This window comes from Nakamurella sp. (genome assembly GCF_048594475.1).
Taxonomy (GTDB): Bacteria; Actinomycetota; Actinomycetes; order Mycobacteriales; family Nakamurellaceae; genus Nakamurella.
On the sequence record NZ_JBMDXT010000385.1, the window covers coordinates 1 to 19,448 of the forward strand.

The following is a 19,448-nucleotide window of genomic DNA, read 5'->3' on the forward strand; positions in this document are numbered from 1 at the left end:
TGGGCACCGTGTTCAACTTCGTCCCCCAACACGCCACCTCCACCTACGGCTACGGCTACGGCTACGGCTACGCCCCCACCCAAGACCCCACCCCGCACCAACCCCCGAACCAACCGGCCGTCGACGACTTCCGATCGCCGACAGCGCCGTCCACGACCGAACGGGCGACCGCGAGCCCGCTCGTCGAGTCCCGTTCGCCGATGACGACGGCCTCGCTGGAAGTGACCTCGTGACGGGACGCGGGGCCGGGCCGGAATCGGCCCGGTCCCGGGCCCGGGTCGTCGGGCGACGGCCGTCGATCGGGAGGGGACCTTCGTGCGGATCATGATCCTCGGTGCATTGGGAATGCTGGGTCACGCGCTGCTGTCCGGTCTGGCCGCCCGTCATGAGGTGGTCGGAACCCTCCGCAGTCCGACGGTGCCGGCGGCCCTGGCCGAGCGGCTGGAGCCGGGGGTGCAGGTGGTCACCGGAGTCGACGCGCTCGCGGAGCGCTCGATCATCGACGTGTTCGAACAGGTACGGCCGGACGTCGTCGTCAACTGCATCGGCCTCGTCAAACAACAGAAGCTCGCCCGGCAGGCCATCCCCGCGATCGAGATCAATGCCCTGCTGCCGCACCGGCTGGCGCTGTGGTGTGAGCAGGCGGGATGCCGATTGATCCACATCAGCACGGACTGTGTCTTCGCCGGGACCCGAGGCGGCTACCGGGAGAGTGATCCACCGGACGCGATCGATCTCTACGGCCGGACCAAGGCCCTGGGCGAACTGGCCGGGCAATCCCACTGCCTGACCCTCCGCACCTCGATCATCGGGCGTGAACTGGACGGTCGGCAAGGGCTTCTCGAATGGTTCCTGCATCAGCGCGGCACCATCGGCGGCTACCGGCAGGCGATCTTCAGCGGCCTGCCGACCGTCGAACTGTGTTCGATCCTCGACCGGTACGTCCTGCCGGATCCCGGCCTTTACGGCATGCATCACGTCTCCGCCGAGCCGATCAACAAGTACGACCTGCTGAACCTGTTCCGGCAGGCGTACCAGCACGACGTGGGCATCGTCCCCCTCGACGAGCCGCGTATCGACCGCAGCCTGAACTCCGACCGGTTCCGTCAGCGGACCGGATTTCGGCCGGCCTCCTGGGAACGCATGGTCGCCGCCATGGCGGACCCACCGCCCCGCGACCCGGCGCGAGCCCGGGCCGGCGCCGGCACCGCCTGAGCGACAGCATGCGCTCGTCCAGAGTGTTACGATTGGTAATCACAGAAGCACTCTTAGTAACGTCGACGAGCGTCCGCTCCCGCTGCCGCCACGGAGCCGGTCGGTGGGCGGGGCGCGGACCGGGGTCGGGAATGCGTGTCGCCTGGTCGATTCCCCATCTGCTGGAGGAGAGCATGGCCGTCCCGGCGAAAGGCCATGCCGTCCCGGACGCCGGCGCGGGAGCCACCGCCGCGGATCAGCTGGTCCCCCGCGTCCTGATCACGTGCCAGTACTATCCACCGGCCGTGCGGGCCGGCGGGGCGCCCCGATCGATCGCCGCGATCGTGGCCGAGGAGTCGATTCGAACGAGCATCGAGATCCTCACCAGGAACGCCGATCTGGGCACCGGCCAACCGTTCACCACTGCCGAGACCGAGGCGGTCGACCACGTCCTGCCGCCGGCCTCGATCCGGCGCTGCCCCTCCGGACGGGCGTGGATCGCCATCTGGCGCCGGCTGCGTCAGCCCGCGGACTTCGACATTCTGTACCTCAACAGCATGTTCTCGCCCTGGTTCACCCTGTGGCCGTTGCTTCTCATGGCGACCGGCCTGGTCCCTCGACGGCAAATCCTGCTGGCTCCGCGCGGCGAGCTGGGCACCGGGGCGCTGGCGATCAAGCCTCATCGAAAACGACTGGTCGGCCGGCTGATCCGCCCGCTGCTCGCCCGCCTGGACCTGACCTGGCACGCCTCGACCGCCGATGAGGCCGACTCCGTGACCCGCTTCCTCGGCCGTCGCATGCAGCCGGTCTTCGTCCGGAACGACCCAGCCATGCCGCCGGCACTTCCATCGGCACCCGAGAACGCCTGCCTGACGGTCTGCTTCGTCGCCCGCATGGTTCCCATCAAGAATTTCCAGTTCCTGGTCCGGGCCGCCCTGACACTGACCGAACCCACCACCATCGTCGTGGCCGGGGCCATCGAGGACCAGGACTACTGGGAGCGATGCCGGGAGCTGATCGACAAGCTTCCCGGCCATGTCTCGGTCCACGTGATGGGTCACATCGAGCCAGCCGACGTCATCGAGGTCCTGCGCCGGTCCGACGCCATGGTCCTGCCCACCCTGGGGGAGAACTTCGGCCATGCCATCGCCGAGGCACTGTCCGTCGGATGTCCTGTGTTCATTCCCGACACGACGCCCTGGACGGCTCTGATGAGCGACGGTTGCGGATGGGTGATCGATCTCGACGATCCGGCTGGTCTGCGGCGAGCCCTGGACCACCTCGCGGCCGAGCCTCGATCGACCCGGAATACGGCCCGCCGGACCGTCGCTCACCGATACGCGCAGTGGTGGGCGGCGAACCAGGTGCACGATCGGTCCCTCTTCACGGCCGCCTTCGATCGCTCGGCGACGAGTGCCCGACCGGACGACGCCGGCACCGTGCCGGGCCTCGCGGCGACCCACCGCCCGCGCGGATTCGAGTCGGGCGGCCGGCCCGGAGGGGAGATCCGGGGATGCGTGTGACGGTGACCGGTGGGGCCGGGTTCATCGGTTCCAACCTCGCCCGGGCGGCCGTGGCCGACCCGCAGATCGACCAAGTCACCGTTCTGGACGACCTGTCGACCGGCCTGCTCACCAATCTCGACGGGACCGACGTCACGTTCATTGAGGGTTCACTGCTGGATCCACGGGCGTTGGACGAGGCCGTGGCCGGCCGGGACGCGGTCGTCCATCTCGGTGCCCTGGGCAGCGTGCCACGGTCCCTGGACGATCCCGTGCGCTCCCACCAGGTCAACGCGACCGGTACCTTGCTGCTGCTGGAAGCCTGCCGGCGGCATCGCGTGGGGCACGTCATCGTGGCCTCGTCGTCGTCGGTCTACGGATCGAATCCGGCCCTGCCCAAGTCCGAACTCGCCTGGACCCGACCGATGAGTCCGTACGCCGCCAGCAAACTCGCCGCCGAGGCCTACACCCTGGCCCACCAGACCTCGTACGGCCTACCCGTGCTGGTGTTCCGATTCTTCAACGTCTACGGCCCGCGCCAACGTCCCGACCATGCTTACGCCGCGGTGATCCCGCGTTTCGTTCACGCCGCGCTCAGCGGGGATCCGGTCGTCGTCCACGGCGACGGCACCCAGTCCCGGGACTTCACCTACGTCGGCACGGTGTGCGATGTCCTCCTGGAGGCAATCCGGCGGCGCGTTCATCATGCCCAGCCGGTCAACCTGGCCTTCGGTGCGCCGGCCAGCCTGCTGCAGATCCTCGAGGAACTCGAGGACCAACTAGGCCACCGGGTCCCGCGGCGATTCGAGCCGGGCCGGGTCGGGGACGTCGCCCATTCCCTGGCCGACGACCGGTTGCTGCGTGAACTGTTCCCGGCCATCGATCCCGTCGGCCGGCGCGCGGGCCTGCAGGCGACGATTCGCTGGATGGCCGACTCGCCGCGCACGCTCGCCCAGCTCCGGTGACCCGCGCCGCGGCGAAGGAACGGTCCGGGCCGGCGACCGGAGCCGACCGGGACCGCCTGGTCGCCTTCGGCATGTCCACCGCGGTGGTGGCCCGGGCGGTCGGACTGATCGCCCCGCTAATCATCACTCCGGTGTGCTTCCGCTACCTCGGCGATCAGCGCTACGGCCTGTGGATGGCCGTCACGGCGCTCACCGCGATGGCCTGGCTCACCGACCTGGGACTGGGCAGTGGCCTGCTGACCCGGCTCGGACAGCTGGCCGGCGACCAGCCCCAACAGGCCCGTGAAATCTCCAGCGCCTACGCGAGCGTGTTCACGGTGGCCGCTGCGCTGTTCGGCGGCCTCCTGCTGGTCAATCCGCTGATCCCGTGGGCGGACTTGTTCGGCGTCACGGATCCGGCCATCGCCGGCGAGGCGCCGACCCTGGTCCTGATGTGCTTCGGCGGGTTCGCCCTTTACATGCCGCTGTCTCTCATCCAGCGGGTGCAGTACGCCCGAGGGCAGACCGTGCTCAGCAATCTCTGGCAGACTGCCGGGGCCCTGGTGTCGGTGGCGGGGGTGCTCGCCGCGATCGCCGGCGACCTGCCTCCCCTGGTGGTCGTGGGTTTCGCCGTCTTCGCCATTCCGGCGACCAGCGCGGTCAACAATCTGGTCTTCTTCGGATTCCAGTCCCGTGGCATCGCCCCCCGTCCCCGCCTGATCAACCGCGCCACCCTGACCGGGCTCCTGCGGCTCGGGCTTCGGTTCTTCGTCCTCACGACCATCGCCACCGTCGCGAACAATCTGGACAGCCCGCTGATCGCATCGACTCTGGGCCTCCAGCAGGCCGCGCACTTCGCGCTGGTGAGCAAGCTCTTCGCGGTCGTCACCATGTTCGTCGGGCTGGTCGGGATGACGGTGTGGCCGGTGAACGGGGCCGCGCTGACGTCCGGCGACGTCCCCTGGGTTCGCCGGAACACCCGCCGAATGATCCTGGTGAACATCGTGATCGTCGCGACAATCGGCCTGGGGCTCCTCGCCTGGGGTCAGGAGGTCCTGACCATCTGGGTCGGCGGGGCCGATCAGGAGTGGGTGCCGAAGGCCGTCTTCGGCTGGCTCGGCCTCTGGACCCTGCTGGTCGCGATGGCCGTTCCGATGACGATGGCGCAGAACAGCGTCGGGCTGCTGCGTCCCCAGCTGGTCGGCTGGCTGACTTTCCTGCCGCTGGCCACCGGCCTGAAGGTCTGGGGCCTGCACGAGTTCGGACTCGTGGCCGTTCCGGCCGCCGCGTCGCTGGCCTACCTGGTCACGATGGGTCCCGCCGTGATCATCGGATACCGGCGCACCCTGAGAGATTTCGCGCGAGATCCCGAACGATCGCCGTTCGATACACCCCTGTCCAGCGACCGCGGAGGCAGCCCGGATGCACCCTGACACCATCACGACTCTCGATCGGTGCGGCGCCACCTGCACCGTCCTGCGGATGCTGAGTGTGCCGGGCACCGGCGGGACCGAGATGCGGTTGGCCGAGGTGGTGCCACCGTTGGCCCGGGCCGGGGCCACGACCCACCTGCTTCCGTTGGGCTCGGAACCGGGGACCGGCCCGCTCCTGGACGTCGGCCAGGAGCACGGCGGCACGATCACGCCGATACCGCTGGACCTCCGATTCCCGGTCCGGTTCCTGCGCCTGCTCCGCGACATGCGGCCGACGGTCATTCACGTCGACTGCGCCAACTTCTCCGGCATTCCGCTCGCACTGGCCGCGCTCGCCGACGTACCGGTCCGGGTCGCACACTTCCACGGGGACGACAACCTGCCCCGCAGCCACCGCCGCCGGGCGACCCGGTGGATCGGGCGCCGGCTGCTCCGATGGTCGGCCACGGACATCATCGGCGTCTCCCCCAGCTCGCTGGACCACGGCTTCCCCACCTGGCGTCAGGACCCACGCTGCCAGGTCGTGCTCAACGGGCTCGATCTCGGCCGGCTGCTTCGCCCGGGACCGGACGACCTGCGCGCGCTGATCGGCGCGGGGGACGGCGATCTCGTCTTCCTCACGGTGGGCCGAGCCTCGCCGGAGAAGCGTCGGTGGCTCATCCCACCCATCCTGGGCGAGTTGCGGGATCGCGGGATCAGCGCCCATGCGGTTCTGGTCGGAGCCGGCGACGACGCCGACGACGGCCGGGTGCGCCGCGCCGCCGAATCGGCCGGGGTCGCGGACAAGGTGCATCTGATCGGGGTCCGCACCGATATCGGCTCGCTGCTGGGGCAGGTCGACGCGGTCATCCATCCTTCGTGCCTGGAGGGACTGCCGGGCAGTGTTCTCGAGCCCGTGGCCGTCGGCGTCGGCACGGTGGCGACCGATCTCCCCGGTGTCCGGCTCATCGCGGGCGAACTCCCCGGCGTCGCGATCGTTCCGGCGAACGCGCCGGCCCACCAGTGGGCCGACGCGGCCCTGGACGCGGTTCGGTTCACGGCCGCCGGCGACCGCCAGACCGCCGCCGATCGATTCCGCGACAGCGTCTTCGCCCTCGACGCCGTCATCGACACCCACCTGGCGATGTACCGACGGCGCCCCCACCGCGGCCGCCGGCCGCTCCGGGCCGCCCGATGACCCCACCCGCGCGCCTCGGCGCCCCCAAGGCGGCGGCCGGTCGACCGGTGGCCGGCTCCCGGCCGGTCGTGCTGATCACGGCCAGCCCGTTGCCGGACGGTGACGCCAGCGCCACTCGTCAGTGGAACCTGGCCCGATCCGCCGCCGGGATCGGGGGCACCCCGATCCTGGTGCATGACCACCCGGACTCCCGGGGTGACGACGACCGAAGGACCATCGACGGTGCGCAACTGATCACCCTGGGCGGCCAGGGCGGCGGCCGGCTGCGCCGCCTGCTGAGCCGGCAGACGCGCGCGTTCCGAGCCGTCCGGGCCCTGCGGCAGCACGGACTGGGTCGCGACGACATCTCGACCGTCGTTCTCCCGATGAACGTCATGACGATCGGGAGTTGGGCCGTCTTCCGTGCGCTGCTCCGGTGCCAGGTGGTCGTCGACGTCACCGAGCGGCACGATCCACAGCAGTTCCCCCGCGGCCGGTTGACTCCCTACTTCGTCCGCCACCGATGGTCGACCTTGCTGACCAGACTGCTCGTGCACCGAGTGACCACGGCATCCACCTCGCTGGCCGCCACGATGCGTCGATCCGGCCTGGACGCGCTCACCGTGCCGGCGCCGCTGGACTGCCGCGATTTCGCGCCGCATCACCGACCGCCCCTGACCCAGGGGCTCAGGTTGATCTATGCAGGTACTCCTGGCCGCAAGGACCTGCTGAACGTCGTCGTGGCCGGCATCGGCACCCTCCCGCCCGTTGACCAGCGGCGGATCCACCTCACCATCGCCGGCATCTCCGGCGCCGACGCCCTGAACAGCGACCTGAGTCCGTTGACGCTGGCGGGGATCGAGGCCGATATCACCTTTCTCGGACGGGTGCCACGTAGGACCGTGCTGGATCTGCTCGCCGGATCGCACTTCTCGGTACTGGTCCGCCCCGACGACGGGTATGCGACACACGGCTTTCCGTCGAAGGTGCCGGAAAGCCTGGCCGCCGGGTGCCCGGTGCTGCTCAACCACACCAGCGACCTACCTCAGTACGTGCGCGACGGGATCGAGGGGCTGATCCTCGACGGATGTGGCGAGAGCGCCGTATCCCGGGGGCTGGCGCGGGCGCTACAGGTGTCCGACGACCAGTGGGTGGCCATGAGCCGGGCGGCGCGCAGCCGCGCCTGGCAGTCGTTCGACTACCGCAGCTGGCGCGACCCGGTCGCCACCTTCCTGAGATTTCCGGGTTCGTCGGGTCAGCATTCGGACGGCTACATTGTGCTATCCCCTAGTCACGTAAAGTAGTATAGGGTCGCCGCCGCAACGGCGGCGCCGGATGGATCTCGGCCGACCGTTCGGGTCAGGGGGCTCGCAGTGGAGGATGTCCACATGGACCGGACGATGGACCGGATCCTGGCCAGGACGGCACGCATCGGCGTGATCGGGCAGGGATACGTCGGCCTGCCACTGGCCCTGTTGTTCGCCGAGAACATGATGACTGTCGTCGGTTTCGACACCGACGTCGCCAAGGTGGCCCGGCTCAACCGCGGCGAATCCTTCATCCGGCACATCGGCGATGAGCGAGTCGCTGCGGCGGTTGGATCCGGAAACTACCGGGCCACATCCGACTTCGATCTGCTCGCCGGCTGCGACGCCGTCCTGATCTGCGTGCCGACGCCGCTGGGTCGTCACCGGGAACCGGACAACTCGTTCATCCATGCGACCGGCCGGGAGATTGCCGCCCGGCTGCGCCCCGGCCAGCTGGTCGTGCTGGAATCCACCACCTACCCGGGGACCACCAGAGACGAGCTCCGGCCGATCCTCGAGGAGTCGGGCCTGGTCTGCGGACGCGACTTCTACCTCGCCTTTTCACCGGAGCGGGAGGACCCCGGCCGCAGCGATTTCACCACGCGTACAATTCCGAAAGTCGTGGGCGGCCTTGACGATCGGTCGACGGCGCTGGCCGTTGCCCTGTACTCGACGGCCGTCACCAAGGTCGTCCAGGTCTCATCGGCGGCCGTCGCCGAATCGGCGAAGCTGCTCGAGAACATCTTCCGGTCGGTGAACATCGCCTTGGTCAACGAGCTCAAGACCGTCTTCGACCCGATGGGGATCGACGTCTGGGAGGTGATCGACGCGGCCAAGACGAAGCCGTTCGGGTACATGCCCTTCTATCCAGGGCCAGGACTCGGCGGCCATTGCATTCCGCTCGATCCGTTCTTCCTCGCCTGGAAGGCTGCCGAACACGGGCGCTGGGCCCGCTTCATCGAGCTGGCCGGGGAGGTGAACGCGTCGAGGCCGGAGTGGGTCGTCGCCAAGACGGCGTCGGCCCTCAACGAGGACGGCAAGGCCGTCCGCGGCGCCCGAATCCTGATCATGGGCCTGGCGTACAAGCCCAATGTGGACGACGACCGGGAATCGCCGTCCTACGAGTTGATCTCCGAGTTCTCCCGGCGCGGAGCGCGAGTGGACTACTGCGACCCCCACCTGGCGGCCATGACGCGCAGCCGGAAATGGGACTTTGCCATGACATCCGTCGCGCTGGACAACGGCGTGCTGCGCGCGTACGACGCAGTTGTCGTGGCGACGGCCCACGACGACTTCGTGAGCCCCCAGCTCTACGACGACGTCCCCATCGTCGTCGACACCAGGAACATCGTCCGCCGCGGCCGACCCGGTCCCCGCATGCTGGTCAGAGCCTGACGGCACCGGCACCCGGTCCGGTCAACCGGGGCCGTCCGGCGCCTGCCCGGTGCCGTTCAGCGGCCGGCCCGGATCCCGCGGCACGTGCCGAGCCAGCCGGAACAGCGAGCTTCGCCGCTGGTCCGCCCGCCACCAGCGAGCGTACAGCTCCGCCGCCGTCAGTCGCGCCGCCTGACGCTCCCCGGCGTCGCGCCGGGCGAGCGCGGTCAGGGCCTCGACCAGCATTGCCGGGTCGTCGCTCTCGATGATGGTGCCGCCGCCCTGGCGAACCATGTCGGTCCACAGCGTCGTGTCGGGGATCACGACCGGGCAGCCGAGCGAGAGGGCCTCGGCGATCGAGTGGCCGAAGCTCTCGCCGCGGGTCGGCAGGACCATTGCGTCGGCGTGGTGGAGGGTCTCGATCACGTCGTCGTGCTCCAGGTGGCCCGTGGTGACGACCTCCACGTTCGGCCCGGCTAGGCCCAGGCTCGACTGGCAACTGCGCCAGTAGGCCTGGTCCTCCAGAATTCCCACCACGAGGACCCTAATCCGACACTCGACGCCCTGGAGCGCATCGGCGAGCAACCGGAAGTTCTTGCCCGGCACCATCCGTCCGACAAATGCAACCGTCAGGACCGCATTGTCCGGGGCCGCGACTCGCTGCGGCGCCGGTGGCGGGTGGGATCGCACGATCACCGATTGACCGAGTTCGCCGATGAAGGAACGAATCTCCTCGGCCTCACGATCACTGGAGGCCTGCCAGACGAGGTCGAGCCCGGACAGGATCCGGCGGATGAACGGGAGGGCGATTCGCTTCTTGGTCGACTTCGTGGCCAGCGCCGCCGGGGCCAGCTCACCGCGTGGGGTGAGCAGGACCCGACGCCGAGGCAGGGCACCGCATCTCATCAGCACCAGCGGCCAGAGGCTGTACAGGGGCGAGAGGAGGCTGTTCACGTAGAGCAGGCACCCCGGTGCCAGTTCCTGTCGCAACGCCCGCCACAGGGTCAATGGCTGGACCAGCCCCTGGAATCGACGGACGACGACTCCGGGCAGCGTCCGGTCCGCCTGTTCGATCTCCTCGGCGGTGAATCGTCGGCGGACTCCGAAGTCCCGGTTCCGGGTCAGCACGCAGACCCGCGTGCTCATGGCTTCCGATCGGACGATCGCCGGGATCGAGCGGAGAGGGCCGCCCGATCTGGATGCCGGCGGGAAGTAGTCGGAGAGGACGACGACGCCGGGCCCCCCTCCGCCCGACTCAGCCTGCTCAGAAGCCACTTCCGAGCGCCGGGGGCCAGCCGGGGGGCTCGGGCGGATCGAGGTCATGACGCTCCGTACCGGCCCGGTCGGCGGGCCTGCACCCATCGCGAACGGCCCTTCGGGCGACCGTCGGCGGGGGTGACGGTGGTGACGGTCGTGATGATGCGGACTCGGCGGGGCCCCGGACCGGGACCGCTCCCGAGCCCGCGGGTCAGGACACGGGCCCGGCCGGCGCGCGCCGAGCCGCGAGCGAAGCGGCGCCAGGAACTTCGACACCTGTTGCCCTCACTGCTCTTCACGCGTCCTCCGGATCGATCCGCCGGTTGTCGGAACCCCCGGGCGGGTTGATCCCGCCACACGGACCAAAACCGATCGATAACCCCTAGTAGTTGAGTGCTTGCATAGGGTAACGTACGGCGAGGGGGTCGACGTCGGCAGCGATCACAGCGGCGTTGCCCATTCCGCAGGGGAGTGAGTGTGACGATGCTACTCGCCGATCGACTGCCGGCCCGGCCGGGCCGATGAAGATCGCCGTCGAGACCTCGATGATCCGGCTCGGGCACAGCGCCGGGGTGGAGATGTTTACAGCCGGCCTGCTCAAGGGGATCTCGGGCGTCGCACGCGATCCGCTCGACGTCACCGTCCTGCACGGCACCGCCGAGCAGTGGCGGTCGATCGTGCCTTCGAGTCACATCATCTGGCGCGAATCGCGGATGCCTCTGCGCACCGACACCCGGGTCGGACAATGGGCCCGCCGGTGGGCTCCGCCGGCGGTCCGCGACTCGCGGAGCATGCGTTCGGCCGTCATGCTGGCCCGGCGGAGCACCTCGGATCGCCACCGGGAGGCGGATGTGGTGCTGCTGCCGACCGGGACGGGTCCGCTTCCGCCGAGACCTTCGGTCGTGGTGATGCACGACTTCCGCGCCTTCCACGAGTCCTTCCGGGCCCCGGGGTACGCCGAGCAGCAGCGCAAGAACATGGAACGGGCGGCCGCTGTGATCGTCTCGTGGCCGCACCCCTACCGTGAGGCCCTTCGCCGGTTCCCCCACCTGCGCGATCGCATCGTGCTGATTCCGGTCCCACCGCTCCAGCTGCCGGCCCGAATCCTGCCGGCCGATCCCGAGCCGGGACTGTTGCTCTACCCCTCGTCGACCGCCCAGCACAAGAATCACGCCGTCCTGCTCGAAGCGATGACCCTCCTGCCCGGGTACCGCCTGATCTGCCCTGGCCCGCTGGTCGAGCCGGAGGCCAGCCGGCTTCTCGCGCGCGCCGCGGAGCCCGATCTCGCCGGACGCGTCTCGTTCCCGGGTTTCGTATCGGCCGACGATCTGAGTCGCCTGTACGCCCGCGCCGACGCCATGGTCGTTCCCTCGCTGTGGGAAGCCGCCAGCGGTGCGATGCTCGAGGCCTTCGCCTGGGGCCTTCCGGTGGCCTGCGCCGACTCGGAGCCCCTGCTGGCCCAACTGGAGTTCACCGGCGCCGAGGCGACGGTCTTCGCCCAGCGGGATCCGGAGGCGTTGGCCGAGTCGGTGCGACGGCTGCTGGCCGACCGTGACCGATTCGCGGCCGCCTCGGTGCGGGCCGGGACACGACTGGCTGGCCGGACCTGGGCGGCGACGGGCCGGGACTACCTGGACGTCCTGACCTGGGTCGCCGAGGGCCGGCCGGGTCCGATTCCCCGCTCCGACTTCGGCCGGATGCTCCATCCGCAGACCTGACCGATCCGGGTCGCCCTTCACCCACACCAGCAGCCGACCACGACGGAGCGCGCCATGGAGACCACCGAGGAATCCTTCCCCGTATCCCGACCGAGCCTGTCCGACATCGAGGAACGCTATCTGCTCGAGGCGTTCCGCAGCGGATGGATCTCGTCGATCGGGCCTTACCTTCGCCAGTTCGAAGAGCGGTTCGCCATCAGGTGCGGGGTCGACTCGGCCGTCGCGACGACGAGCGGCACGACCGCATTGCACCTGGCGCTGGCGGCGGCCGGTATCGGGGTTGGCGACGAGGTCATCGTGCCCGACCTGACCTACGTGGCGACGCCGAATGCCGTCGCCTACTGCGGCGCTCGTGCCGTCTGTGTCGACGTGTTGCCGACGACCTGGTGTCTGGACCCGGTGGCCGTCGAAGCGGCGATCGGCCCGCGCACCCGGGCGATCATCGCGGTCGACGCGTACGGACATCCGGCCGACTACGACTCGCTCCGGGCCATCGCCCGCCGGCACGGCCTGTTCCTGCTGGCCGATGCGGCCGAGTCCTTCGGAGCCACCGTGCGGGGCCGGCCGACCGGCTCCCTGGCCGACGCCACCGTCTTCTCGTTCTTCGGCAACAAGATCATCACCTCGGGCGAGGGCGGCTGCGTCACCACCGCCGATCCGGCGCTGGCCGACCGGATGCGGCTGCTGCGCGGCCAGGGAATGGACCCGCAACGGCGCTACTGGTTCCCGATCCTGGGATACAACTACCGGATGACCAATCTGTGCGCGGCCCTGCTCTGTGCGCAGCTGGATCGCGCCGACGACATCATCGCCGAGCGCGACCGGGTCGTCGCCGGCTACGAGGAACACCTGGCCGGGACCGCGATGATCACGGCCCAGCCGACCGGCGCGGACGTCCGGCGCGGGCCGTGGATGGCGTCCTTCCTGATCGGCGCGGAGGGATCGACCGATCTCCGGGATCGACTCGCCATCCGCCTGTCCAAGGTCGGGGTCGATACCCGGCCGTTCTTCGTCCCCATCCACGAGCTTCCCGCCCATCGCCAGAACGGCGACTTCGCGGTCACCATCGACCTGAGCCGGCGCGGGATCAACTTCCCCACCTACGTGGATCTGGACGAAGCGGCCGTCAAGACGGTCGCCCTGCGCATCCGGCAGTGCCTGGACGCCGAGGTCGGGCTCCCCGGGGAACCGAGTGGCTCCTACCTGTGACGGCACCCCTTGGCCGGTGACGGGCGGGTGACCGAGACCGGTTCGGCCACCGGGATCGTCATCGTCGGGTCGGGCGGCATGGGTCGGGAGATCTTCGGAATCATCCGGGCCATCAATGCCGACGTCACCGCCGTGGTGCACTGGCGGGTGCTGGGATTCGTCGACGACTACCCGACCGACTTCAACGTGCACCAGGTCGGGCGGCTCGGCGTTCCCTTCCTGGGCGGGACCGGCTGGTTGGCCAGCTGCCCGCCCGGGACCCACGTGTCGCTCGGCGTGGGCGAGCCCTGGCACCGTCGGGACACCCACGGCCGGATCGAGCACTTGGGGCTCCCGGCGGCGACGCTCGTCCATCCTGCCGCCGACATCGGGGTGGACTGTGCCGTCGACGACGGGCTGGTCGCGGCCGGAGGCGCGCGGGTCACCACCAACGTCCGGTTGGGACGCCACGTCCACCTCAATCAGAACTGCACCGTCGGCCACGACACGACACTCGGCGATTTCGTCTCGATCAACCCGTTGGCCGCCGTCTCGGGCTACTGCGAGCTGGCCGATGGGGTGATGGTCGGCACCACCGCTGCCGTGCTACCCCGACTGCGGATCGGCCAGGATGCCCGCATCGGTGCCGGAGCCTGCGTGGTCCACGACGTTCCGGCCCGGGCGGTGGCGAAGGGCGTGCCGGCCCGATGGTGACCGATCACCTCACGTGGGCGCGGCCCCGGCCCGGGCTCCCCGATGCGTCCATGCGGTCGACAGGATCGCGTTGACCACCCGGTGACTGGTGTCGCGGACCTCGTACTCCGCCGGCGGCGTGCGCGGCTGCGCCGTCCGGTCGGCAGCGGCAGCCGCGAGAACCATGTCCATGCCGGCGACTACGGGCCCGACCTCAAGGCCGGTGGTGACGATCGTCCCGGCGTCGATCGCCTCCGGACGCTCGATCCGCGTCCGGAGCGTCACCGCCGGGAACCCCAGAATCGCGGATTCCTCCGACACGGTCCCCGAGTCCGACAACACGCACCGGGCCTGCAGCTGCAGCGAGCAATAGTCCAGGAAACCGAACGGTTCGTGGAACACGACGCCGTCGGGGGCCTCGGATCCCTCCAGGTGCCTGAGTCGATTTCGGGTCCGGGGGTGGGTGGAGACCACCACCGGCAGGCCGTACCGGCGCCCGATCTCGCGCAGGGTCGCCAGCAGCGTGCGCAGATTCTCGGCCGAGTCGACGTTCTCCTCTCGGTGGGCGCTGACCAGAATGAATTCGCCGCGGCGGAGCCCGAGCCGGCTGAGCACTCCGCTCGAGTCGATCCGGCTCCGGTAGTGGTCCAGCACCTCTCGCATCGGAGACCCGGTGAGGATGATCGTCTGCGGGTGAATGCCTTCGCTCAACAGATTGCGGCGGGCGTGCTCGGTGTAGACGAGGTTGAAATCCGCCACATGATCGACCAGCCTCCGGTTGGTCTCCTCTGGCACGCGTTCATCGAAACAGCGGTTGCCGGCCTCCATGTGGTACACCGGCACGCGCATCCTTTTCGCCATGACGGCGGCGATGCAGCTGTTGGTGTCCCCCAGGAGCAGGACCGCATCGGGACAAGCCTGACTGATGACTTCCTCGGTCCTGATCAGTGTCTCACCCAGCACGCGGCCCAGACTCGAGGTGTCGATCCCCAGCGTGCGATCGGGGCGCCGGATCTCCAGCTCGTCGAAGAACACGTCGTTGAGCATCGGATCGTAGTTCTGACCCGTGTGGACGAGCACGTGATCCACGACGGTATCCAGTCGAGCGATCACCCGGGACAGCCGGATGATCTCCGGGCGAGTACCGACGATGGTCATCACCTTGAGCATGTCATCGTCCTGACGATCGAAGGTTCCTGCCTCGATGGCGCACGCGCACCAGGCTGCCGGTGCCGGACGATCGACGGCGCGGCGCGTGACTGCGTCGGTGATACGCTCCGTGCTGGTAGGAACACAGCTGGTAGCAAGTGCGTGTCGTCCGCCACTATAGGCCACGGGCAACGGAGGGCTTGGCACCTCGGAATGATCGGTCGAGCCCATGATCCCGCCACCCGCACCGGTCCCCGGTGGGTCCGGTCGCACCTGACCGGGCCGCCGACGATGCCGACACCGCCGATGCCAATGCCAGTGCCGACCTTCGGCGGCCGAGGGTGAGCGCGGAGACCGGCCTCACCCCTGACCACGGTCCGCCCGGACACGGAAGTCGTCCGCGCGCGCACGAGTGTCGGGCGCCCACCGCGGCGGCGCACCGGTCGCCGGCGGGCAGCTCACCGTTCGACGGATACGTCAACGCCGGGTCCCTGTCGAGGTTGTTGCGCCGCGCCCCGGTCACCACCCAACTGGCGATCCCCTACGGCATCCTGATTCTGCCGCAGGCGCTTCTGTACGGCAACGAGCACATCGCGTTCATCGTTGGCATTCTCGGCCTGGCGTTGGCCGGATGCGCCCCGGTGGAGGTCCTGCTGCGAACCAGGCGCCGGGACGAGCTTCTCGTCGCCAGCCGCGAGCGGCTCGAGAGCTACGGGGGAATACTCCGGGTCGTCGCGTTGCTGGCCTGCGCGGCGGGACAGGCGAGCGGGATCGTCTCCGCTTCGTTCGGCGTCGGGACCGTCGCCGCCCAGCTGGGACTGATCCGGCCGCTGACGCCGGTCGGACCGCTGCTGTCGATCTTCTCGACCTGGACGGTGTCCGGAGCCGCGCTGCTGGTGGCGGCCCATCTCGCCGGCCAGCTCACGCGCCGGACCCTGAACCTGTGCTTTCTGATCGTCATCACCCTGGAAGGCGTGCGGACGGCGATCACCACCATCACCGCCAGCCTCATCTCGCTGACCGTGTACCTGGTCATCCTCGGCATCTTCGCGGGCACCCTGCGGCTGCGAACCTGTGTCCTGGCGGTCGTGGCGGTGCTGTTGATCTGGCCCAGCGTCTACGAGCTGCGCAACGCCATTCGCCAGGAGTCCGGCGTGCACGTGAGCGCCTCAGTCGACGCATTCGACCGGCTTCGTTACGACCAGCAGATCTCACGGGCCGCCGACATCGTCGACATCCCCATCGACATCGGCCAGCCGGATCTGCCGGACACGCTGCGGTACGGCCTGATCCCGCGATTCCTGGACCCGGACCGACCCACGCTGTCGACGGGCAACCGGATCAATGTCTTCCTCGGTGGGACGCAGACGTCCTCGTTCACCTTCCTGCCGGTCACCACCCTGTACGTCCTGCAGGGCCCGTTGGCCACAGTTGCGTTCTACGCGGTGCTCGCGATCATTCTGGCGATCGCGCTGCGGTCCGGGTCGCGCCTGACGCCCTGGCGGCTGATCGTCTTCGGCCTGGTGTCCGCCGGGCCGCTGAGTTGGTTCGCCGGGTACCCGGACTCGACCATCGGGTGCATCCAGGGCCTGGTCGCGGCCCTGCCTCTGCTGGCCGTGCTGCATCTGGCCCGGCGACGCCGGATGCTCCCCTCACCGGACGCGCCCCGGCGGTGGACCCGGGGCCGATCAGTGCGCGACCCCGTCGCCCCGCCGGACCGTCGCCGCGGTCTGCCAGAGGATCACCAGGTCGAACCGGATCGACCGGCGGCGTAGGTATTCGATGTCCAGTTCAACCTTCCGTGGGATCGGCAGGTCGTCCCGACCGCGGACCTGGGCCCATCCGGTGAGGCCGGGCGTCAGCTCGTGCACCCCGGTGGCGGTCCGGAGGGCGATCAGGTCGTCCTGGTTGAACAGCGCCGGCCGCGGCCCGACGAAGCTCATCCGGCCGGTGAGAATGCTCCATATCTGCGGGATCTCGTCCAGGCTCGTGCGCCGCAGGAAACCGCCTACGGGCGTGAGGTGGCGCGCCGGGTCCGTCAGCAAATGGGTCGCGACGACGGGCGTGTCGACGCGCATCGTCCGAAACTTGGGCATCCGGAACAGTTCGTTGCCACGACCGACCCGATCCGACCAGTAGAGCACGGGCCCGGGTGAAGTCGCCTTGATCAGCAGCGCGATGACGAACCCCAGCGGCGCGGCCACCAGCAGGACGGTCACCGCCAGGACGACGTCCACGACCCGTTTCACGATGCCGTCCCGATCTCGAGGGGGAGGTCGTCCGGCCGCACGCCGAGCACGCGCCGCGCCGACCGATCGTCGACCTGAAGCCATCCGGTCAGCTGCTCGAAGGCCGCGGCCCGACCGGTGATCGCGGCCGCCGCCCGGATCGCAGGCAGCGGCGCCCGGAAGAGTCGGACCCGGCGCCCGGTCGAGCGTCCCGCGGCCGCGATGATCTGCGGAGTCGAGTAGTCGACTGCGTCCCGCACATGAAACGTCCGGCCTGCGGCGTCGGGAACCGTGAGCGCCGCGACGAGCACGCGCGCCAGATTCCGCACGTGGATCAGACTGCGCAGGTTCTCGATCCCACCCAGCGGCAGGGGGACACCAGTGGTGACCAGGCGGCCCAGCAGGGCGAGATTGCCCGGCGCACCCGGCCCGTGCACCAGGGGTGGACGGATGATCACCAACTCGCCGCCGTGCCGGTCGGCCTCCTGCCGCAGGCACACCTCGGCCTTGCGCTTCGAGCGGCCGTAGGCGCTGGTCGGCCGGCAGGGATCGTTCTCTCCCAATGGATGTCCCGGCGGGCTCGCGCTGCCGACCGCACCGATCGAACTGACGAACACCATTCTCCGCACGCCACCGCGGAAGGCCGTCCGGGCCAACCGCCGGCTGCCGTCGACGTTGACCGTGTCGAACTGGTCCTGCTGCTGCCGCCGCGGCGCCGTCACGTGCGCACGACCGGCGAGGTGGCAGACGACCTCGATACCGTCCATCGCCTGCGCCAGAGCGCGATCGTCGAACTCCGGGACCACCCGCAGGTCGACACCCGGCAGGTCGACGGCACGTCGACTGAGAACTCGAAGCGGCAGACCGCGTTCGAGCAAGTGCGGCACCGTGGCCGAGCCGACGAACCCGGTCGCCCCGGTCAGCAACACCGGCGGCACCGCCGGATCGTTCATGCCGTCACCCGCACCGGCCGATCGCCGCCGGACCCGGTACGAATGCCGGGATCCCGACGCCCGGCCCGGGCCGGGCGGGCCACCCGGGCCAGCAGCTCCTCAAACCGATCGACCCCGCGCCGGACCGAGAAGGTGGTCTCGTAATAGGACCGCCCCCGAGCACCGAGCCCGGCCAGCCCGGCCCGGCCGAGACCGCAGGCCGCCCGGATCCGGTCGGCGATCGCCGCGACGTCATCGGGAGCCACCGCCCAGCCGGCGCCGCTCTCGGCGATCACCCCGGCGACGTCGCCCTGGGCGGCCACCAGGGCCGGACGCCCCGCGGCGAGCACCGACTGGGTCTTGCTGGGCATGGTGATCTCCGACAGCGGATGGGGCCGCAGGCCGATATAGCACAGATCGGCGGTGGCCATGAGGTCGGTCATCCGTACGCTCGGCACGCGGCCGAGGAATCTCATGTTCCGAGTGCCGGCTCGCCGCACGCGGCTTGCCAGCTCGGCCTCCGACGGCCCGGATCCCGCGATCAAGCAGACGAACCGGCGGTCGGTCACCTGCTCGCACGCCTCCACCAGGGAGCCCAGACCCTGCGCCGCGCCGATCGTCCCGGCGTACAGCAGGACGACGGTGTCGTCGGCGATCCCGAGTTCGGCCCGCAGGTCCAGCCCACCGGGCCGGAAGATCTCCTCGTCGGTCCAGAGCGGCACATAGGCCAGCCGATCGCGGTCGATCCCGCGGGCGGCCAGGACATCGCCCACGCCGGCGGAGTTGTAGGCGACGATCTCGGCGGACCGGTACATCAGGCGACTCCAGGTCGACAGGAGCGCGTCGGCCGGCCGGGAGGCGAGTCCCCCGCGGTCGAAACCGCTCACGGCCAGCGTGTCCGGCCAGAGGTCCAAGGCATGCAGCACGGCCGGCACGCCGAGCAACCGGCTGGCCCAGACCGGCCAGGAGACGGTCAGCGGGGAGGCGTAGACCCAGAGTGCGTCGACATCACGGAAGGCGCCGACACCCGAGACGCTGGCCGAGGCGCCGAACGTGACGTAGTTGACGAGCCGCTTCGACGCCGCGGTGTTATGGCTGGGATACAGCGCCACGCGCCGGATCTGGATGTCGCCGACGGTCTCATCGAGCCGGCGGCGGATGCGGTACCCCTCGTGGACCGTCCCCGTCGGGTAGTTCGGAAAGCCGGTGAGCACCTGGACGTGATGGCCCCGCTCGGCCAGGGCGCGGGCCAACACGCCGGGAAGGCTGGCCGGGCCGGGTTCGGGATCGAACCACTGGGAGAGGATCCCCACCCGCATGGTGCTGTCCACCCCCGCCCACTTCTGCACGTAGCGTTACATATCGTAGCTCAC

General features: G+C 69.8%; 16 protein-coding genes and 1 pseudogene. 12 read left to right on the plus strand and 5 right to left on the minus strand.

The features are described from left to right. The 8 genes and pseudogenes from ACOJUF_RS17275 to ACOJUF_RS17310 all read left to right on the plus strand — a co-directional run. A pseudogene (locus ACOJUF_RS17275) lies at positions 1-233 on the plus strand (capsular biosynthesis protein); the annotation flags it as partial. Between the two features lie 91 nt (positions 234-324). Beyond that, on the plus strand, positions 325-1,215 hold the full coding sequence (locus ACOJUF_RS17280) for a dTDP-4-dehydrorhamnose reductase family protein (protein WP_420123083.1): 891 nt from the start codon (positions 325-327) through the stop codon (positions 1,213-1,215). A 131-nt stretch (positions 1,216-1,346) separates the two neighbouring features. Next, positions 1,347-2,717 carry a glycosyltransferase family 4 protein gene (locus ACOJUF_RS17285; protein ID WP_420123058.1) on the plus strand — a complete coding sequence of 457 codons (1,371 nt, stop codon included), beginning with the start codon at positions 1,347-1,349 and terminating at the stop codon, positions 2,715-2,717. Beyond that, the gene (locus ACOJUF_RS17290; RefSeq protein ID WP_420123059.1) at positions 2,708-3,661 is read left to right on the plus strand and encodes an NAD-dependent epimerase/dehydratase family protein; all 954 of its coding nucleotides are present in this window, start codon (positions 2,708-2,710) and stop codon (positions 3,659-3,661) included. The genes ACOJUF_RS17285 and ACOJUF_RS17290 overlap by 10 nt, the downstream gene beginning before the upstream one ends. Then, complete coding sequence (locus ACOJUF_RS17295; protein WP_420123060.1) at positions 3,658-5,073, plus strand: lipopolysaccharide biosynthesis protein; 1,416 nt, start codon at positions 3,658-3,660, stop codon at positions 5,071-5,073. The genes ACOJUF_RS17290 and ACOJUF_RS17295 overlap by 4 nt, the downstream gene beginning before the upstream one ends. A gap of 49 nt (positions 5,074-5,122) precedes the next feature. Next, the gene (locus tag ACOJUF_RS17300; RefSeq protein WP_420123061.1) at positions 5,123-6,250 is read left to right on the plus strand and encodes a glycosyltransferase; all 1,128 of its coding nucleotides are present in this window, start codon (positions 5,123-5,125) and stop codon (positions 6,248-6,250) included. Further along, complete coding sequence (locus ACOJUF_RS17305) at positions 6,247-7,533, plus strand: glycosyltransferase family 4 protein (RefSeq protein WP_420123062.1); 1,287 nt, start codon at positions 6,247-6,249, stop codon at positions 7,531-7,533. The genes ACOJUF_RS17300 and ACOJUF_RS17305 overlap by 4 nt, the downstream gene beginning before the upstream one ends. 84 nt (positions 7,534-7,617) lie before the next feature. Next, on the plus strand, positions 7,618-8,931 hold the full coding sequence (locus ACOJUF_RS17310) for a nucleotide sugar dehydrogenase (RefSeq protein ID WP_420123063.1): 1,314 nt from the start codon (positions 7,618-7,620) through the stop codon (positions 8,929-8,931). Positions 8,932-8,952: 21 nt separating this feature from the next. On the opposite strand, the gene ACOJUF_RS17315 is transcribed toward ACOJUF_RS17310, so the two are convergent. Further along, on the minus strand, positions 8,953-10,233 hold the full coding sequence (locus ACOJUF_RS17315) for a glycosyltransferase family 4 protein (protein ID WP_420123064.1): 1,281 nt from the start codon (positions 10,231-10,233) through the stop codon (positions 8,953-8,955). Positions 10,234-10,688: 455 nt separating this feature from the next. On the opposite strand from ACOJUF_RS17315, the gene ACOJUF_RS17320 reads away from it, so the two are divergent. Genes ACOJUF_RS17320 through ACOJUF_RS17330 form a run of 3 tightly spaced genes read left to right on the plus strand, consistent with a single transcriptional unit; the run spans position 10,689 to position 13,787 of the window. Next, the gene (locus tag ACOJUF_RS17320) at positions 10,689-11,885 is read left to right on the plus strand and encodes a glycosyltransferase (RefSeq protein WP_420123065.1); all 1,197 of its coding nucleotides are present in this window, start codon (positions 10,689-10,691) and stop codon (positions 11,883-11,885) included. Positions 11,886-11,939: 54 nt separating this feature from the next. Further along, positions 11,940-13,094 carry a DegT/DnrJ/EryC1/StrS family aminotransferase gene (locus ACOJUF_RS17325; RefSeq protein WP_420123066.1) on the plus strand — a complete coding sequence of 385 codons (1,155 nt, stop codon included), beginning with the start codon at positions 11,940-11,942 and terminating at the stop codon, positions 13,092-13,094. A 27-nt stretch (positions 13,095-13,121) separates the two neighbouring features. Continuing rightward, a complete protein-coding gene (locus ACOJUF_RS17330) occupies positions 13,122-13,787 on the plus strand; it encodes a NeuD/PglB/VioB family sugar acetyltransferase (protein ID WP_420123067.1) in 666 nt (221 codons plus the stop codon). Between the two features lie 9 nt (positions 13,788-13,796). Here ACOJUF_RS17330 and wecB read toward each other — a convergent pair whose 3' ends face one another. Beyond that, a complete protein-coding gene (gene wecB, locus ACOJUF_RS17335; RefSeq protein WP_420123068.1) occupies positions 13,797-14,936 on the minus strand; it encodes a non-hydrolyzing UDP-N-acetylglucosamine 2-epimerase in 1,140 nt (379 codons plus the stop codon). A gap of 479 nt (positions 14,937-15,415) precedes the next feature. On the opposite strand from wecB, the gene ACOJUF_RS17340 reads away from it, so the two are divergent. Then, a complete protein-coding gene (locus ACOJUF_RS17340) occupies positions 15,416-16,690 on the plus strand; it encodes a hypothetical protein (protein ID WP_420123069.1) in 1,275 nt (424 codons plus the stop codon). Here the strand turns inward: ACOJUF_RS17340 and ACOJUF_RS17345 are convergent. From ACOJUF_RS17345 to ACOJUF_RS17355, 3 genes are read right to left on the minus strand one after another with little or no spacing between them, the layout of a single operon-like run. Continuing rightward, positions 16,604-17,164: a sugar transferase gene (locus tag ACOJUF_RS17345; protein ID WP_420123070.1), complete on the minus strand. Its 561-nt coding sequence runs from the start codon at positions 17,162-17,164 to the stop codon at positions 16,604-16,606. The two genes, ACOJUF_RS17340 and ACOJUF_RS17345, sit on opposite strands and share 87 nt — an antisense overlap. After that, positions 17,161-18,096 carry an NAD-dependent epimerase/dehydratase family protein gene (locus ACOJUF_RS17350; protein WP_420123071.1) on the minus strand — a complete coding sequence of 312 codons (936 nt, stop codon included), beginning with the start codon at positions 18,094-18,096 and terminating at the stop codon, positions 17,161-17,163. Before ACOJUF_RS17350 ends, ACOJUF_RS17345 begins: the two co-directional genes overlap by 4 nt. Beyond that, the gene (locus tag ACOJUF_RS17355; protein WP_420123072.1) at positions 18,093-19,424 is read right to left on the minus strand and encodes a glycosyltransferase family 4 protein; all 1,332 of its coding nucleotides are present in this window, start codon (positions 19,422-19,424) and stop codon (positions 18,093-18,095) included. Before ACOJUF_RS17355 ends, ACOJUF_RS17350 begins: the two co-directional genes overlap by 4 nt. Positions 19,425-19,448 lie beyond the last annotated feature (24 nt).

What these genes read in the sequence shown, in the direction of transcription:
- ACOJUF_RS17280 (WP_420123083.1), top strand. Translation starts at nt 325, where the DNA reads ATGATCCTCGGTGCATTGGGAATGCTGGGTCACGCGCTGCTGTCCGGT.
- ACOJUF_RS17285 (WP_420123058.1), top strand. Translation starts at nt 1,347, where the DNA reads ATGCGTGTCGCCTGGTCGATTCCCCATCTGCTGGAGGAGAGCATGGCC.
- ACOJUF_RS17290 (WP_420123059.1), top strand. Translation starts at nt 2,708, where the DNA reads ATGCGTGTGACGGTGACCGGTGGGGCCGGGTTCATCGGTTCCAACCTC.
- ACOJUF_RS17300 (WP_420123061.1), top strand. Translation starts at nt 5,123, where the DNA reads ATGCTGAGTGTGCCGGGCACCGGCGGGACCGAGATGCGGTTGGCCGAG.
- ACOJUF_RS17305 (WP_420123062.1), top strand. Translation starts at nt 6,247, where the DNA reads ATGACCCCACCCGCGCGCCTCGGCGCCCCCAAGGCGGCGGCCGGTCGA.
- ACOJUF_RS17310 (WP_420123063.1), top strand. Translation starts at nt 7,618, where the DNA reads ATGGACCGGACGATGGACCGGATCCTGGCCAGGACGGCACGCATCGGC.
- ACOJUF_RS17315 (WP_420123064.1), bottom strand. Translation starts at nt 10,233, where the DNA reads ATGACCTCGATCCGCCCGAGCCCCCCGGCTGGCCCCCGGCGCTCGGAA.
- ACOJUF_RS17320 (WP_420123065.1), top strand. Translation starts at nt 10,689, where the DNA reads ATGAAGATCGCCGTCGAGACCTCGATGATCCGGCTCGGGCACAGCGCC.
- ACOJUF_RS17325 (WP_420123066.1), top strand. Translation starts at nt 11,940, where the DNA reads ATGGAGACCACCGAGGAATCCTTCCCCGTATCCCGACCGAGCCTGTCC.
- wecB (WP_420123068.1), bottom strand. Translation starts at nt 14,936, where the DNA reads ATGCTCAAGGTGATGACCATCGTCGGTACTCGCCCGGAGATCATCCGG.
- ACOJUF_RS17350 (WP_420123071.1), bottom strand. Translation starts at nt 18,096, where the DNA reads ATGAACGATCCGGCGGTGCCGCCGGTGTTGCTGACCGGGGCGACCGGG.